We start from the raw sequence: 16788 nt of genomic DNA on the forward strand, positions 1-16788 counted from the left end.
TATAGTTCACATTTAGGTTACATTAGAATGGCAGATATAGGGCTGTCTTGGCCAGTTTTTTTATCGTTTTAGAGGCCACAATGGCGCAATTTTTTAAAGCAAAACCAAATAGCTCCAAACAGTTATCGACAAAGCTCACATTAGAAGTTACCGATTTAGACCACCTAGGTTCGGGCATAGCCCAGCACCAAGGCAAAATCGTGTTTATTCCTGGCGCGCTACCAACAGAACAAGTGTTGGTACAGTTAGTTGAGCAAAAGAAACGCTTCAGCCGTGCCAAACTCTTAAAAGTACTGCGACCTGCGAATGCCAGGGTTAAACCTGTGTGCCGCCACTATCAGCAATGTGGTGGCTGCGATCTGCAGCATTTTGACCTTGAAAACCAGCGTCACTATAAGGCTAAAGCCTTAGGTGGGTTGATCGAGAAAATGGGCCAGACCCAAGCATTGCATCAGTCTGCAGCGCTAATTGGCAGTGAGCTGGGCTATCGCCGCCGTGCCCGCCTTGCCAGTCACTATCAGAAAGACACCCAAAAATTGACCTTAGGATTTCGTGCAAAGGCCAGTGACAAAGTTGTCAGTATCGACCAATGTCCAGTGCTCGATGAGCGCTTATCAGTATTGATTGCGCCACTAACAGCGCAACTAAATCGCCTTAATGTGAAAAAAAGCTTAGGCCATGTCGAGCTGATAGCCGTAGAAAGTGGTTTATATATAGTGCTGCGCATCACTAAGCCTGTAGCTGACAAAGAACGGGTTAAACTTAGTGAATTTGCCGCGGCGCAAAATGTCAGCATGATTTTGTTGGGCGAACACGCTGCCATGAGCTTTATTAATGGTGACGAAGTTAAGCCGTTTTATCAATTGAGTGATGGGCTTGAATTGAGTTTCTCGCCGGGTAATTTTATTCAGGTTAATCGAGACATAAATCAAGCCATGGTCACCCAAGCGATTGAGTGGTTAGCGCCTAAGCCAGGTGAGCGAGTGCTAGACCTGTTTTGTGGTGTGGGTAATTTTAGTCTGCCCTTAGCGCAAACAGGTGCCGAGGTGGTGGGTGTTGAAGGCGTTGTTGAGATGGTAGAACAGGGCCGCGCAAACGCTCGTCATAATGGCATCGACAATGTACAGTTTTTCCATGCTGATTTAAGTGCAGATATCTCATCGCAGCCTTGGCTCGGTAAAGTTGACAAAATGCTTCTCGATCCCGCCAGAGCTGGGGCATTTGAATCATTGCAGTGGCTGAAAAAAATGAAGCCACAGCGGGTGGTTTATGTTTCATGTAACCCAGCCAGCCTAGCGCGCGACAGTCAGCCGTTGACCGAACAAGGTTATCAACTGACTCAGTTGGGGCTCATTGATATGTTCCCACAAACGCATCATATCGAAGCGATGGCCTTGTTTGAGTTGAAATAAAATCCCCGAAAATGGCTAAATGTTCATTTTGTCAGCTTTTGTTAATTGACAATGAGCGGGGAATGCTGAAGATAGAACATTCTCAATAAATAAGCTGTCAATATTGGGTATGGGTGACGTCAGCGTTGCGGGCAATTTTGTGAATAAAAGGACATTGGGTTAATGGTATCTGTTAGAGAAGCACATTTTAGTGATGCCGATTTTCAGTTAAGTGAGTGGGTCGATCGCTACATTAATGATAGTGATGATGCCAAGACCTTACTGGAACTGATTAAACAGATCGAGTTAATTGCCCAGAAGGCAAACCAGTCCAGCCCCATCCTTAGCCAACGTGCCCGTGAGATGATAGAGATTCTTGCGCCACTGAACATGGATATTGAGACCCTGCAAGCGGCCATTATCTTTGTTATTTTCGATGCCAAAATTATTGATACCGAACAGTTAGAAGCGCTATTTGGTAAAAAGCTGTCGACCTTGGTCAATAGCGTGGTGACCATGGATGCCATTGGCGCCTTGAAAGTCAATCAGAATTCACGCGCTGCTGAACCACAAATTGATAATATTCGTAAGATGTTATTGGCCATGGTTGAGGATGTACGTGCGGTAGTGATTAAGCTTGCCGAACGTATCTGCTTATTGCGTGAAGTTAAAAATGCCGATGAAGAAACTCGTGTGCTTCTGGCCAGAGAAATTGCCGAAATTTACGCGCCACTGGCTAACCGATTAGGTATTGGTCAGCTTAAGTGGGAACTTGAAGATATCTCGTTTCGCTACCTTCACCCGCAAACCTATAAAGATATTGCTAAGCAGCTTGATGGTAAGCGACTGGACCGCGAAACCTACATCGACGACTTTGTTAGTCAGTTGCAGGCTCGTTTAGACAAAGACCTGATCCGCGCTAAAGTTTATGGTCGTCCTAAACATATCTATAGCATTTGGAAGAAGATGCAGGGCAAACAGTTGAAATTTGATGAACTGTTTGATGTTAGGGCGGTACGAATTGTCACTGACCGTTTGCAAGATTGCTACGGCGCCTTAGGGGTCGTGCATACGTTATGGCACCATATTCCTAAAGAGTTTGATGATTATGTCGCAAACCCCAAGCCCAATGGTTACCAGTCTATCCACACTATTGTGGTGGGGCCTGAAGGCAAAACGGTAGAGATTCAAATCCGTACTGAGCAGATGCATGAAGATGCCGAGTTGGGTGTGGCTGCCCACTGGAAATACAAAGAGGGTAGTAGCGGCAAACAAAGTGGCTACGAAGAGAAAATTAATTGGCTGCGTAAAATTCTGCAGTGGCAAGAAGATGTGGCTGAAAGCGGCAACTTAGTTGAAGAGGTCCGCAGTCAAGTATTTGAAGACCGAGTCTATGTCTTTACCCCAAGTGGTGAGGTGATTGATTTACCGTTGGGGTCAACGGTATTGGATTTTGCTTACTATATTCACTCCCATGTGGGCCACAAATGCATCGGCGCTAAAGTAGACGGCCGTATTGTGCCATTTACTTACCAAGTTGAAACCGGTGAGCGAGTGGAAATTATCACCTCTAAACAACCCAATCCTAAACGTGATTGGTTGAACCCGAATTTAGGTTATATCCGTTCATCAAGAGCTCGCTCGAAGATTCAGCACTGGTTTAAGCAGCAAGACAGAGACAAGAACATTGTTGCTGGCCGTGAAATTTTAGAGAACGAGTTGGCTCGTGGTGGGCTGAGACTAAAAGATGCTCAGTCAGCCGTTGAACGCTTCAATATGGTCACGATGGATGACCTGCTTGCCGGGATAGGCGGTGGCGATGTGCGTCTTAACCAAGTCGTCAATCATGTTCAATCGCGGATGCGAGTCACCGAGATCAGTGACGAAGAGGCCGTTGAAGATTTAGTTAAGAAGAGCAGCTCCAAACCTGCCAAAAAAGGTAAAGGTCAAGTTGAGGTCAATGGCGTTGGTAATCTAATGAGTCACATCGCTAAGTGTTGCCAACCAGTACCAGGCGATGAGATTTTTGGTTTTATCACTAAAGGCCGGGGTATTTCAGTGCATCGTGCCGATTGTGAACAAGTTAAAGAGTTAATGCGGGTACATCCTGAACGTGCCGTTGATGTGGTGTGGGGCGAGAACTACTCCGGCGGCTATAAAATTCGTATCCGTATTCATGCCAGCGACCGCAGCGGGTTATTACGTGACTTAACCTCGGTGTTAGCAGCGGAAAAATCCAATGTGTTGGCGATGACCTCCACCTCGGATGTTAAAACCCAAACGGCAATCATAGAGATTGAACTCGAACTTTATAATCTCGATGGTTTATCTCGTGTAATCGCCAAACTGACTCAAGTTGAAGGTGTCAGTGAAGCGAGACGTCTGTGATGGTAAAGCTAATGAAAAAGGAGCGCGTGTATGGCGCATAATGTCGAGCAACTGCTAACCATTATGACAAAGTTACGCGATCCGCAAACTGGCTGTCCGTGGGATAAAGCCCAGTCTTTTTCAAGCATTGTGCCCTTTACTATTGAAGAAGCTTACGAAGTTGCCGATGCCATCGAGCGAATGGATATGGCTGAGTTACCCAGCGAGTTGGGTGATTTGCTGTTTCAAGTGGTGTTTTATTGCCAGTTAGGCAAAGAGGCCGGCTTATTTGATTTCTCTGATGTCGTACAACAAATAAGCGATAAGCTGATTCGTCGTCACCCCCATGTATTTGCAGATATCGACGGCGCAAGTTCAGCGCAAGTTAACGCCAATTGGGAGGCGATAAAGTCGCAAGAGCGCAGCGAGCGGGAGCTTCACTCTGTACTCGATGATGTGCCGCAAGCATTGCCGGCACTTAAGCGAGCGGCCAAAATTCAAAAACGCGTGGCCCGAGTTGGTTTCGATTGGGATGAGCTAGACCCCGTTGTCGCGAAAATCCATGAAGAGGTCGATGAGGTGTTGGCTGAAGTTAACGCGGCCGATATTGACCAAGACAAGGTGGTGGATGAAATGGGCGACTTACTGTTTGCCGTAGTCAATCTATCTCGGCATTTACAGGTGGATCCAGAACAAGCATTGCGCCAGGCAAATCGTAAATTTGAGCGCCGTTTTCGTGGGGTAGAGCAGCTAGCGGCTGAAAATAATAAGCCGTTGCAGCAACACACGTTAGCAGAGCTAGATCGATACTGGGAACAAGTCAAGCAGCAAGAAGCAGTAAAAAGCTAAAAATTATCGCCGAAGCTATTTGTCGAAGGCCACTGGCTTTGTTATAATATTGCCCCGTCCTAGTGCTTTCATACAAGCACATATTTCAACTCATTTTCTCAGGTTCAGCATGACTACAAGGTATATCTTCGTTACTGGTGGCGTGGTTTCATCACTAGGTAAAGGCATTGCAGCAGCATCATTAGCGGCAATTTTAGAGGCTAGAGGCCTTAACGTAACCATTATGAAGCTGGATCCTTATATTAACTTGGATCCAGGTACCATGAGCCCAACTCAGCACGGTGAAGTATTCGTGACTGAAGATGGCGCTGAAACTGACTTAGACTTAGGTCACTACGAGCGTTTCATTCGTACCAAGATGAACCGTCGTAACAACTTCACTACAGGTCGCATCTACGAAGAAGTACTTCGTAAAGAGCGTCGTGGTGATTATTTAGGTGCAACCATTCAGGTTATTCCGCACATTACCAATGCGATTAAAGAAAAAGTGATTGAAGGTGGTGAAGGCCATGATGTCGCTATCGTTGAGATTGGTGGTACGGTAGGTGATATTGAGTCACTGCCTTTCCTAGAGTCTATTCGTCAATTAGGTGTTGAACTAGGACGTGACCGCACCTTATTTATGCATTTAACCTTAGTGCCGTTTTTGGGCGCTGCGGGTGAAGTGAAAACCAAACCAACTCAACACTCTGTAAAAGAGCTACGTTCAATTGGTATTGCACCAGATGTATTGGTTTGTCGTGGCGACCGTGCAATTCCAGCCAACGAGAAAGCTAAAATCTCATTGTTCTGTAATGTAGAAGAGCGTGCGGTTATCTCACTAAAAGATGTCGACAGTATCTACAAAATTCCTGCGCTATTGAAAGCACAAGGCTTAGATGACTTAGTCACTAAGCGCTTTGGCCTAACTTGCGCTGAAGCTGACCTACATGAGTGGGAACAAGTTATCTATCAAGAAGCCAACCCAACCGGTGAAGTCACCATTGGTATGGTAGGTAAGTATATCGAACTACCTGATGCGTATAAGTCGGTCAATGAAGCATTAAAGCACGCTGGTTTGTTTAACCGTGTGTCAGTGAATATCAAGTATATTGACTCACAAACCGTTGAAGCTAAAGGCGATGAAGTACTTGAAGGCTTAGATGGTATTCTTGTTCCAGGTGGTTTCGGTGAGCGCGGTGTTGAAGGTAAGATTTACGCTGCTAAATATGCCCGTGAAAACAACCTGCCTTATTTCGGTATCTGTTTAGGTATGCAGGTAGCGCTAATTGAGTTTGCTCGCCATGTAGCGGGTCTTGAAGGCGCGCATTCAACTGAATTTAATAAAGAGACGCCACACCCTGTTGTTGGTTTGATCACTGAGTGGATTGATGAAGAAGGCAATGTTGAGCAGCGCCATGAAGCTTCAGACCTTGGTGGTACTATGCGTCTTGGTGCACAACTATGTCACCTTAAAGAAGGCACTAAAGCTGCCGACGCCTATAAAGGTGTGACTTGTGTTGAGCGTCACCGTCACCGTTATGAAGTGAATAACGGTTATAGAGAAAGATTAGAAAAAGCGGGTCTTGTTTTCAGTGGTCTATCATCAGATCGCCAGCTAGTTGAAATGATTGAACTGCCAAACCACCCTTGGTTTGTCGCTGGTCAATTCCACCCAGAATTTACATCGACCCCACGTGATGGTCAGCCACTATTTGAGGGCTTTGTTGCTGCAGCAACCGCCTATCAAAAACGCGATTTAGGCTAACTTAATCAGCAAAACCGCTTCCGTTATTCGGAGGCGGTTTTTTGTTTTCAGCGTGTAAATTCTGCTGCACCTATTTTAGTTTTATTTTATTTTCAATTTATTTTTTAAACTTAAAGTCGAGGAAATTATGGCTAAGATTATTAACGTTATCGGTCGCGAAATCATGGATTCTCGTGGTAACCCAACCGTTGAAGCCGAAGTACACTTAGAAGATGGTGTTATCGGTATGGCTGCGGCGCCATCAGGTGCATCGACCGGTTCGCGTGAAGCGCTAGAGCTACGTGACGGTGATAAAGCGCGTTATTTAGGTAAAGGTGTATTAAAAGCCGTTGAAGCCGTAAATGGCCCAATTGCTGAAGCCCTGAAAGGCAAAGATGCACTTGCTCAAGCAGAGCTTGACCAAATCATGATTGATTTAGACGGCACTGAAAACAAAGCTAAATTTGGCGCGAATGCGATTTTGGCAGTTTCACTTGCTGCAGCTAAAGCCGCCGCAGCATCTAAGAAAGTGCCATTATATGCACACATTGCAGACCTAAATGGTACTTCTGGTGTTTATTCTATGCCATTGCCGATGATGAACATCATCAATGGGGGTGAGCACGCTGATAACTCTGTTGATATTCAAGAGTTTATGATTCAGCCTGTTGGTGCTGCTAACTTCCGTGAAGGCCTACGCATGGGCGCAGAAGTTTTCCATAGCCTAGCAAAAGTACTAAAAGCTGACGGCCACTCTACTGCAGTGGGTGATGAAGGTGGTTTCGCGCCAAACCTGCCATCAAATGCATCTGCACTAGCAGCGATTAAAGTTGCGGTAGCTAACGCGGGTTACGAGCTAGGTACAGACATCACCTTAGCGATGGATTGTGCTGCCTCTGAGTTTTATGACAAAGAAGCCAACATCTATGATCTTAAAGGTGAAGGTAAGAAGTTTACTTCTGAAGAGTTCAACTACTTCCTACAAGACCTTACTAACCAATACCCAATTGTTTCAATTGAAGATGGTCTTGATGAGTCTGATTGGGATGGCTTTGCACACCAAACTAAACTGTTGGGTGACAAAATCCAATTGGTAGGTGACGATCTGTTTGTTACTAACACTAAGATTTTGAAGCGTGGTATCGACAATGGTATTGCTAACTCAATCCTAATTAAGTTCAACCAAATCGGCTCGTTAACTGAAACCCTTGCTGCAATCAAGATGGCTAAAGATGCAGGCTTCACTGTTGTTATTTCTCACCGTAGTGGTGAAACAGAAGATGCGACTATTGCCGATTTAGCTGTGGGTACCGCTGCTGGCCAAATTAAGACTGGCTCACTAAGCCGTAGTGACCGTGTTGCTAAGTACAACCAACTATTGCGTATCGAAGAGCAGTTAGGTGAAAAAGCACCTTATAACGGTCTTAAAGAGGTTAAAGGTCAAGCATAATCGAATGATTTGCTGATTTAAGTAAAAAAGGCCGCCACTTGGTGGCCTTTTTTGTTGTAATATCTTAGCTATTAATTTTTCACCTGCGGATCTGTCTATCTACCGATGAAACGCGTGCTTGTATTGCTGGTGCTACTTTTGGGTTTGTTACAATACCGACTCTGGTTCGGTGGTAATAGCTTGCCAGAAACTTTTCACTTACAGGAACAAATTACTTTGCAGCAAGCGAGTAATGCCAAGCTGGTTGAACGCAATCAGGTTCTGAAAGAGGAAATAAGCGACCTGCGTAGTGGTACTGAAGCCCTTGAAGAGCGAGCAAGGAATGAGCTCGGCATGGTGAAACAAGGTGAAACCTTTTTTAGAGTTGTGGGCGGCCAGCAACGGGATCTTTCCGATGCCAATGAATAATCTTACCACTCCAGTTAATCACGAGCATGACAGATGAACTCAGTTGACACTAAGGTTGTGGCTATCGTGCCGGCAGCCGGTATTGGCAGCCGTATGGGTGCCGACATTCCCAAGCAGTACTTGCCGCTCAATGGCCAAACGATATTGGCCCATACGCTTGATTGTTTATTATCGCATCCACAAATTGCACAAGTGATTGTTGCGCTAAACCCTGATGACCAATTTTTTTGCCAATTAACTCAAGCGTCCCATGCTAAGCTGCGCACAACCCTGGGTGGTAAAGAGCGTGCAGACTCGGTAGTGGCCGCATTAGCCATGTGCGACCCCAATGCGTGGGCGCTGGTTCATGATGCAGCGCGGCCCTGTTTAACCCACAGTGATATTGATAAATTAATTGCTTCACAAAGCATGTACCCACAAGGTGCGATTCTAGGCGCCCCCGTGCGTGACACCATGAAACGCACTAATGGCAATGGCACCATTTGCGCTACCGTCGACCGTCAAAGTTTATGGCATGCGCTGACACCTCAGTTTTTCCCCGCGCAGCAGCTGGCGAAGCATTTACGTCAGGGACTGGCCGCTGGGCTACAAATCACCGACGAAGCTTCTGCTATGGAGCATGCAGGAGTCAATCCCGGCATGGTGACGGGCCGTGCTGATAATATTAAAGTCACTCACCCTGATGATCTGCGTTTGGCTGAGCTGTTTCTTAGTGCTCGGCAGTCTACTTAATTCACTTCCACTTAGAGAAAGTAATCAATGAATATTCGAATTGGCCATGGTTTTGACGTCCACAAATTTGGTGGAGAACTGCCGCTTATTCTAGGTGGTGTAGAAGTCCCTTATGAGACCGGATTAATTGCCCATTCTGATGGTGATGTGGTATTGCATGCCATTAGCGATGCGATATTAGGGGCAATGGCTTTGGGGGATATCGGCAAGCACTTTCCTGATACTGATCCTGATTTTAAGGGCGCAGACAGCCGAGTACTATTGCGCCACTGCTACCAATTGGCACAACAGCAGGGCTTTGTTGTCGGCAATCTTGATGTCACTGTGATAGCACAAGCACCAAAAATGCTGCCTCACATCGATGCCATTCGTGCTGTTCTGGCTGATGATTTGCAAGCAACGTTAGCGCAAATCAATGTTAAAGCGACAACAACAGAAAAACTGGGTTTTACTGGTCGTAAAGAAGGGATTGCGGTTGAAGCCGTAGTGCTGATGGTTGCCAAAGGATAATTTGATGACAGATTTAGCCTACCTACATGGTGAGCCTAGCGCTACCGCTGATATTCGCACCAGTAACGCTGATTTTCTAGTACAAGAAATATTACCCTTTTTGCCTTCTGGTGAAGGGGAGCATCATTTAATTCATATTCGTAAGGATGGACTCAATACAGCGGATGTAGCGAAGAAAATATCGAGCTTTGCAGGTGTACACCCTAAAGAAGTTACTGTCGCCGGGCAAAAAGATAAAAATGCCATTACCGAGCAGTGGTTTGGTGTGCGAATCCCGGGTAAAGAAACCCCGGATTGGCAGCAGCTCAATAGTGAGCAGATTACTGTGCTTAGCAGTGGCCGCCACATCAAGAAGCTGCGTACAGGTGCGCTTTCTGGTAACCGCTTTACTATTACCTTGCGAAAAGTCAGTGACCCACAGGCTGTGGTGGCACGACTAGAGTTAATTAAACAGCATGGTGTGCCAAACTATTTTGGCGAGCAGCGTTTTGGTCACAATGGCAAAAATTTGGTATTCGGCCGACAAATGCTAAGTGGTAAACGGGTGAAAGACCGCAATAAACGTAGCTTTTATTTATCGGCGGTACGCTCAAATCTGTTCAATCAACATGTTGCCGCGCGCATTGCCTCCCACGGTACAGACACACTGACCGGTGATTGCGTGATGTTAGCTGGCACGCGTAGCTATTTCTTTGCAGAGCAATGGGATGACACCTTAGTCGAGCGATTGCAGCGTAGAGATATCGTCTTATCTTGCCCGCTGTGGGGACGCGGTAGCGCCCTAGCACAAAGCGATGCAGCCCAGTTTGAAGCCCAAGTTGCCGAGCCCTTTAGTGATGACTGTATCGGTTTAGAAAAGGCTGGCCTAGATCAAGAGCGCCGTGCATTGCTGTTGCAGCCAGAACAACTGAGTTACCAAGTCAGTGATGACACTGTGGTGATAAAGTTTGCCCTACCAGCGGGATGTTTTGCTACCTCGGTACTGCGCGAAGTCGCCGTTTATGAAGACGTCAATGCCCGCGAATATGCCTTAAGACAACAACAGCAATTAGAGCAAAAAAATGATTAAAATCTTGGTTAGCAATGATGATGGCGTGACGGCACCAGGCATTGTGGCGCTTTCTCATGCGCTTGCAAATGAATTTGAAGTGATGACCGTTGGACCAGATCGAAATTGCTCTGGCGCGAGTAATTCGCTAACCTTGACTAACCCTTTAAGAATTAATACGTTAGAAAACGGTTTTGTGGCAGTCAGTGGTACGCCGACAGACTGTGTTCATTTAGCGATTAGAGAGCTGTATGAGCACGAGCCCGATATGGTGGTTTCTGGTATTAATGCCGGTGCCAATATGGGTGATGATACCTTGTATTCGGGTACGGTTGCCGCCGCCATGGAAGGGCGCTTTTTAGGTTTGCCAGCAATGGCTGTCTCATTGGTGGGTAAACAGTTGCAACACTACGATACGGCTGCCCACTACGCCTGTAAAATAGTTAAAAAGCTAATAGAGCAACCAATAGCGCAAGACCAAATTTTGAACGTTAACGTACCTGATCTGCCATTGAGCGAGATAAGGGGCGTGCAAATTACGCGTCTAGGTGCTAGGCATCGGGCAGAAGGTATGGTGCGAACAACAGACCCAGCAGGTAAAGAGATTTTCTGGCTAGGGCCCCCCGGTGAAGAGCAAGATGCCAGCGAAGGAACCGACTTTTATGCGGTCGCCAATGGGTATGTTTCCATCACCCCTTTAACCGTCGATTTAACCGCATTTGAGCAGATCAAAAAAATGCAGCAATGGATAGATAAACTATGAATGGTGTAGCAACTGCATCGGCAATTAACTTAGCAAAACGTCTTGGGGATGCTGGTATTCAAAGTCAGGCTGTTTTGAATGCGGTGGCACATACCCCAAGAGAGCTATTTTTAGATGCGGCACTTGGGCATAAGGCCTATGAAAATACGGCATTGCCAATTGGCCAAGGACAGACGATTTCTCAGCCCTATATCGTGGCGAGAATGACAGAGCTATTGCTTGAACAGCGTCCTAAAAAGGTGTTGGAAATTGGCACTGGCTCTGGCTACCAAGCAGCGATTCTAGCGCAGCTGGTTGATCAGTTATGCACTGTTGAGCGAATAAAGGCGCTGCAAATTCAGGCTCGACAACGTCTGAAGCGACTTGATTTACATAATGTGTCATTTAAGTATGGTGATGGTTGGCGCGGTTGGGCTAATAAAGGGCCTTTTGATGCCATTATGGTTACAGCGGCAGCGAGCCAGATCCCACAAGCTTTGTTAGAGCAGCTGGCCGAGGGCGGTATTTTGATTATCCCTGTTGGTGAGCAAACGCAGCAGTTATTAAAAGTAACGCGCCAGCAAGGGCAATTTTTGTCAGAAACTATTGAGATGGTAAATTTTGTGCCGTTAGTCAATGGTGACTTAGCCTAAGCACTGAGCTGATAACAGTGGTTGGATAGGTCGATTAGCAGAAGAGGTGATGTGGTTGCGCTTGGGTTTATTACAATACGGTACAATTATAGCGGCATGTTGCTTCACGCTAACGGGTTGTAGCTTTCAGTCTGATCGCCCTGCACCGGTTGTGTCTGTCACAACGCCGGTTAAAAAGTCATATTCACGTGGTGGCTTAACTTCAAGCCAATATCAGGTGCGTAAGGGAGATACTCTTTATTCTATCGCTTGGGCCGCCAACAAAGATTTTGTTGATGTGGCGCGCAAGAACAACCTTAAGAAGCCTTATACCATCTACCCTGGACAGGTATTAAGCCTTAATACGACATCTAGCGTTACAAATAAACCAAAGAGCCAAATCAGCAGTAAAAGTAATACAAAAGTTGCACAGAAATCTTCAAATACGGCACAAAAACAGCAAGTTACTGCAAAATCAACGCCCCAAAATAGTGCAGCACAAAAAACTGAAAAATCGCTTGATTCAAACAAAAACTCTGCGTACTCTGTAACAACTGGTCAACAAAATGTTAACCAGGTTATTCACAAGCCAAAGTCGACATTACCAAATAAAGTGTATAAATGGCATTGGCCGGTGAATGGCAAATTGATCGGACGTTTTTCTGCGACAGAGCAAGGCAATAAAGGTATTAAAATCGCTGGCTCTAGAGGCGATATCATTAAAGCAGCTGCAGATGGCAGAGTGGTATATGCAGGTAACGCACTACGTGGTTATGGCAATTTGGTCATTATTAAGCACAGTGATGATTACTTAAGTGCATATGCACATGCAGATCAGATTTTAGTGAAAGAAAAACAGTATGTAACCGTTGGACAAACGGTAGCAAAAATGGGCCAAACAGGTGCCAATCGAGTCATGTTACATTTTGAAATTCGATACCATGGAAAGTCTGTTGACCCACTTAAATATTTACCCAAGCAATAATTAGTTTGGGTGCCGCATTGGCAATTGGAGGATAAGAAAGTGCAGTAATTTAGCGTATTTAAAATTTGGGAGATCATATTATGGGTCGTAAAACATCAACCGCAGTAGCGGAGCCCTTAGTCGACTTGTCGAAGAACGAGTCGGAAGTTGAATCTAAAACCAAGGAGGCAGGCAAGGAATCAGAATTAGAAGCACAAGTTCAAGATGATATGCAAAAAAACTTAGATGCCACTCAGCTGTATCTAAGCGAAATAGGTTTTTCCCCACTTCTTAGTGCAGAAGAAGAAGTTTATTTTTCGCGTAAGTCCCTAAAAGGCTGTGAAAAGTCCCGCAATCGCATGATTGAAAGTAACCTCAGACTCGTTGTTAAAATAGCGCGCCGATATAACAATCGTGGGTTAGCATTACTCGACCTTATTGAAGAAGGTAATTTAGGCTTAATTCGTGCCGTAGAAAAGTTCGATCCAGAACGCGGATTTCGTTTTTCGACCTATGCAACATGGTGGATCCGTCAAACTATTGAACGGGCTATTATGAATCAAACTCGCACTATTCGACTACCAATCCATGTGGTCAAAGAACTCAATGTTTACCTCAGAACGGCCCGCGAACTGGCGCATAAATTGGACCATGAGCCAACAGCAGAAGAGATTGCTGAGAAACTTGATTTGCCTAGCAGTGACGTAAGCAGAATGCTTAAGCTTAACGAGCGTATTACTTCTGTCGATACCCCCTTAGGTGGCGACAATGATAAAGCCTTGCTCGATGTATTAGCGGACGATGATAGTGTAGGACCAGATTATAAAGTACAAGATGAAGACATGTCTAAGTCAGTAGTACGTTGGTTAGATGAACTTAATAGTAAGCAAAGAGAAGTGCTAGCGCGCCGATTTGGCTTATTAGGTTACGAGCCTTCGACATTAGAAAATGTGGGTAAAGAGATTGGTTTGACCCGCGAACGTGTTAGACAGATCCAAGTGGAAGCATTAAAGCGACTGAAAGATTTGTTAGGAGCACAAGGACTGTCAGTAGAAGCAATTTTTAAAATGTAACGGCTCAGGCCTACACAGGGTAAAACATCTGTTTTTGGTGAGTATTTTGTCCAGCATTCAAGTATTTGGCAAACCACTAACAGATGATAAAAAGCGCACTTAATAGTGCGCTTTTTTTATGCTTTATATTGAGTTACCTGATTTTCTTCAATTGATAGAGAAGTTCAAGCGCTTGGCGAGGTGAGAAGTCATCGGGGTTGATGCTATCTAGCTTATCCAATGCGGCAGAGGTTTCGGGGGCTTGGAAATCCAGTACTGGTTGGATATGCGCTTCAAGTGCTTGATGATCGCGACTTTCCAAGTGTGCGAGTTTTTGCTTTGCGGCTTTAACTACATTATTGGGTACGCCAGCCAAAGCGGCCACTTGCAAACCATAACTCTTACTCGCTGCGCCAGATTGTACCGCGTGCATAAATACAATGGTGTCACCATGCTCAATCGCATCCAAATGTACATTAGCAATGTTCGCTATCTGCTCTGGTAGTTGGGTCAATTCAAAGTAGTGAGTTGCAAATAACGTGAGCGATTTTAGTTTGGTGGCTAAATGTTCTGCCGCAGACCAAGCTAATGACAATCCATCATAGGTGGAGGTACCTCGGCCTATTTCATCCATTAGCACCAAACTTTCAGGGGTGGCATTGTGCAGAATGTTAGCGGTTTCTGTCATTTCAACCATGAAGGTTGAGCGTCCCGATGCGAGGTCATCGGCAGCGCCAATACGGGTAAAGATACGATCAATGGGGCCAATCGTGGCTTTTTGGGCTGGAACAAAGCTACCAATATGGGTCATCAAGGTGATCAGCGCGACTTGGCGCATGTAAGTTGATTTACCACCCATGTTAGGGCCGGTGACCACCAACATACTTTTTTGCGGTGATAAACCAACTGGGTTAGCGATAAAAGGCGTTTGACTCACTTGTTCGACAACAGGGTGGCGGCCCGCTTCGATATCAATACCAATTTCGGCAACCAGTTCAGGACGGCGGTAGTCTAAGCTCTCTGCGCGCTCTGCAAAGTTACAAATTACATCAAGCTCTGCTGCGGCGCGGGCAAATTGTTGCAGTTGCGCTAACTTGGGTAATATCTGATCGAACAAAGCTTCCCAAAGCTGCTTCTCTAGCGCCAGGGCTTTACCTTGACTGGATAACACCTTTTCTTCATGTTCTTTAAGTTCAGCAACGATGTAACGCTCAGTGTTTTTGAGTGTTTGCCTGCGCTGATAGCTCATAGGCACCAAATCAGACTCACGCCGGCTGACCTCAATATAGTAGCCGTGTACTCGGTTGTAGCCGACTTTGAGGGTTGAAGCACCGGTTGCGGCTTTTTCTCTGGCTTCTAATTCATCTAAATAGTCAGTGGCGCCCTGACTTAAATCACGCCATTGATCAAGCTGGGCATCATAGCCTGGCTTCAAAACACCGCCATCACGGATCAACATCGGTGGATTATCAACGATAGCTCGGCACAGCAGTGCATGCTCTTCGGGGAATTCACCCAATAAGCTTGCAAGCTTTTGCAAGCGATCACTTTGGCATTGACCTAAAGTCGTTTGGAGCTGTGGTAGTGCCCCTAATGCTTGGCGTAAACGGGCGAAATCACGTGGTCGAGCGCTGCGCAACGCCAAGCGAGCAGTGATCCGCTCAACATCTCCGAGTTGCTTCAGTTGCTCGGAAAGATCGCCAAATAACCCAGAGTTCAACAGCTCATCGACAGCATCATGGCGGGCGCGAAGTACGTTGTGATCGCGTAGCGGTTCATGTATCCAACGTTGCAGCATGCGGCTGCCCATCGCAGTGGTGGTATTATCTAGAACGGCAGATAAAGTATTGCTACTGCCGCCTTGCAGGTTACAGGTCAGCTCAAGGTTTTTACGGGTCGCGGCATCCAAAATAATGCTGTCGTACTGATTAAAGCGGCTGATCGAGTTGATATGCGGTAGCGCGGTGCGCTGGGTATCTTTCACATATTGAACTAAACAACCTGCAGCCTGAATCGATAAACGCACTTCACCCAGTCCAAAGCCATATAAGTCCTTGGTGCCAAATTGGTCGAGCAGCAGTTGCTGACAGGTATCAAAATCAAACTCCCATTCAGGGCGGCGGCGTTTACCACTAAAGCGGTTGATTAACGCCATCTCACTAAAGTCTTCGCTATACAGTAGTTCTGCTGGATTGGTGCGTTGTAGTTCTGCTTCTAATGCTTCAGAAGTATCAAGTTCGGTAACGATAAATCGGCCTGATGAGATATCTAAGGTGGCATATCCAAATCCGGTCTTACCGTGATAAACCGCAGCGAGCAAGTTGTCTTGACGCTCTTGTAATAGCGCTTCATCAGTCAATGTACCTGGGGTCACTATTCTGACAACTTTGCGCTCTACCGGTCCTTTAGAAGTGGCCGGATCGCCAATCTGCTCGCAAATTGCAACCGAGACACGTAGCTGAACCAATTTTGCTAAGTAGCCCTCAACAGCATGGTAGGGGATACCAGCCATCGGAATGGGGTCTCCGCCACTTTTGCCGCGGGCGGTAAGTGAAATGCCTAATAACTCAGATGCCAGTTTGGCATCGTCATAAAATAACTCATAAAAATCACCCATCCGATAGAATAAAAGCATATCGGGAGTTTCTGCTTTTAAGGTCAGATACTGACGCATCATGGGTGTGTGTTTTTCTAAATGTTGAGTTGTTGCTTTATTCACTCTGAACCGTTCCTACCGCGATTGTCACTAGGTCGTCGACTGGCGACACAAAATATGTCGCCAATATTAGCAAGGATTAGCTGTCGATGGCGGCTAATTAATAAAAAAATACCCGCGAAACGATTCCGTCGCTTAGCCATTGAGCAAAGCCAAATTCATCAGCAGATAAAAAATAATCATCAACAGTACTTGATACTG

The 16788-nt window shown here is 45.9% G+C and carries 14 protein-coding genes; 13 read left to right on the forward strand and 1 reads right to left on the reverse strand.

Going from position 1 to position 16788, the window contains the following annotated elements; genetic code table 11:
* The first annotated feature begins 80 nt into the window (after positions 1-80).
* From rlmD to rpoS, 13 genes are all read left to right on the forward strand, one after another.
* Complete coding sequence (gene rlmD, locus FLM48_RS06365; RefSeq protein WP_179024079.1) at positions 81-1412, forward strand: 23S rRNA (uracil(1939)-C(5))-methyltransferase RlmD; 1332 nt, start codon at positions 81-83, stop codon at positions 1410-1412.
* A 162-nt stretch (positions 1413-1574) separates the two neighbouring features.
* The gene (gene relA, locus FLM48_RS06370; protein WP_179024080.1) at positions 1575-3779 is read left to right on the forward strand and encodes a GTP diphosphokinase; all 2205 of its coding nucleotides are present in this window, start codon (positions 1575-1577) and stop codon (positions 3777-3779) included.
* Positions 3780-3809: 30 nt separating this feature from the next.
* A complete protein-coding gene (gene mazG / locus FLM48_RS06375; protein ID WP_179024081.1) occupies positions 3810-4607 on the forward strand; it encodes a nucleoside triphosphate pyrophosphohydrolase in 798 nt (265 codons plus the stop codon).
* A gap of 109 nt (positions 4608-4716) precedes the next feature.
* On the forward strand, positions 4717-6354 hold the full coding sequence (locus FLM48_RS06380; RefSeq protein WP_028774070.1) for a CTP synthase: 1638 nt from the start codon (positions 4717-4719) through the stop codon (positions 6352-6354).
* Between the two features lie 127 nt (positions 6355-6481).
* On the forward strand, positions 6482-7783 hold the full coding sequence (gene eno, locus FLM48_RS06385) for a phosphopyruvate hydratase (protein WP_179024082.1): 1302 nt from the start codon (positions 6482-6484) through the stop codon (positions 7781-7783).
* Positions 7784-7888: 105 nt separating this feature from the next.
* Positions 7889-8191: a cell division protein FtsB gene (gene ftsB / locus FLM48_RS06390; protein WP_028774068.1), complete on the forward strand. Its 303-nt coding sequence runs from the start codon at positions 7889-7891 to the stop codon at positions 8189-8191.
* A 33-nt stretch (positions 8192-8224) separates the two neighbouring features.
* Positions 8225-8923, forward strand: a complete 699-nt coding sequence (gene ispD / locus FLM48_RS06395; RefSeq protein ID WP_179024083.1) for a 2-C-methyl-D-erythritol 4-phosphate cytidylyltransferase — start codon at positions 8225-8227, stop codon at positions 8921-8923.
* A gap of 27 nt (positions 8924-8950) precedes the next feature.
* Positions 8951-9433 carry a 2-C-methyl-D-erythritol 2,4-cyclodiphosphate synthase gene (ispF, locus tag FLM48_RS06400; protein ID WP_028774066.1) on the forward strand — a complete coding sequence of 161 codons (483 nt, stop codon included), beginning with the start codon at positions 8951-8953 and terminating at the stop codon, positions 9431-9433.
* A 4-nt stretch (positions 9434-9437) separates the two neighbouring features.
* The gene (gene truD / locus FLM48_RS06405; RefSeq protein WP_179024084.1) at positions 9438-10502 is read left to right on the forward strand and encodes a tRNA pseudouridine(13) synthase TruD; all 1065 of its coding nucleotides are present in this window, start codon (positions 9438-9440) and stop codon (positions 10500-10502) included.
* Positions 10495-11244: a 5'/3'-nucleotidase SurE gene (gene surE, locus FLM48_RS06410; protein WP_179024085.1), complete on the forward strand. Its 750-nt coding sequence runs from the start codon at positions 10495-10497 to the stop codon at positions 11242-11244. Before truD ends, surE begins: the two co-directional genes overlap by 8 nt.
* Positions 11241-11876 (forward strand): protein-L-isoaspartate(D-aspartate) O-methyltransferase, encoded by a 636-nt coding sequence (locus FLM48_RS06415; RefSeq protein WP_028774063.1) that lies wholly within the window; start codon positions 11241-11243, stop codon positions 11874-11876. The genes surE and FLM48_RS06415 overlap by 4 nt, the downstream gene beginning before the upstream one ends.
* A 49-nt stretch (positions 11877-11925) precedes the next feature.
* The gene (locus tag FLM48_RS06420; protein WP_179024086.1) at positions 11926-12840 is read left to right on the forward strand and encodes a peptidoglycan DD-metalloendopeptidase family protein; all 915 of its coding nucleotides are present in this window, start codon (positions 11926-11928) and stop codon (positions 12838-12840) included.
* A gap of 80 nt (positions 12841-12920) precedes the next feature.
* The gene (rpoS, locus tag FLM48_RS06425) at positions 12921-13892 is read left to right on the forward strand and encodes an RNA polymerase sigma factor RpoS (RefSeq protein WP_028774061.1); all 972 of its coding nucleotides are present in this window, start codon (positions 12921-12923) and stop codon (positions 13890-13892) included.
* Between the two features lie 133 nt (positions 13893-14025).
* On the opposite strand, the gene mutS is transcribed toward rpoS, so the two are convergent.
* On the reverse strand, positions 14026-16548 hold the full coding sequence (gene mutS / locus FLM48_RS06430) for a DNA mismatch repair protein MutS (protein WP_179026292.1): 2523 nt from the start codon (positions 16546-16548) through the stop codon (positions 14026-14028).
* Between the last annotated feature and the right edge of the window lie 240 nt (positions 16549-16788).

Source organism: Shewanella sp. Scap07, from assembly GCF_013394145.1.
In the GTDB taxonomy this organism is placed as follows: Bacteria; Pseudomonadota; Gammaproteobacteria; order Enterobacterales; family Shewanellaceae; genus Shewanella; species Shewanella waksmanii.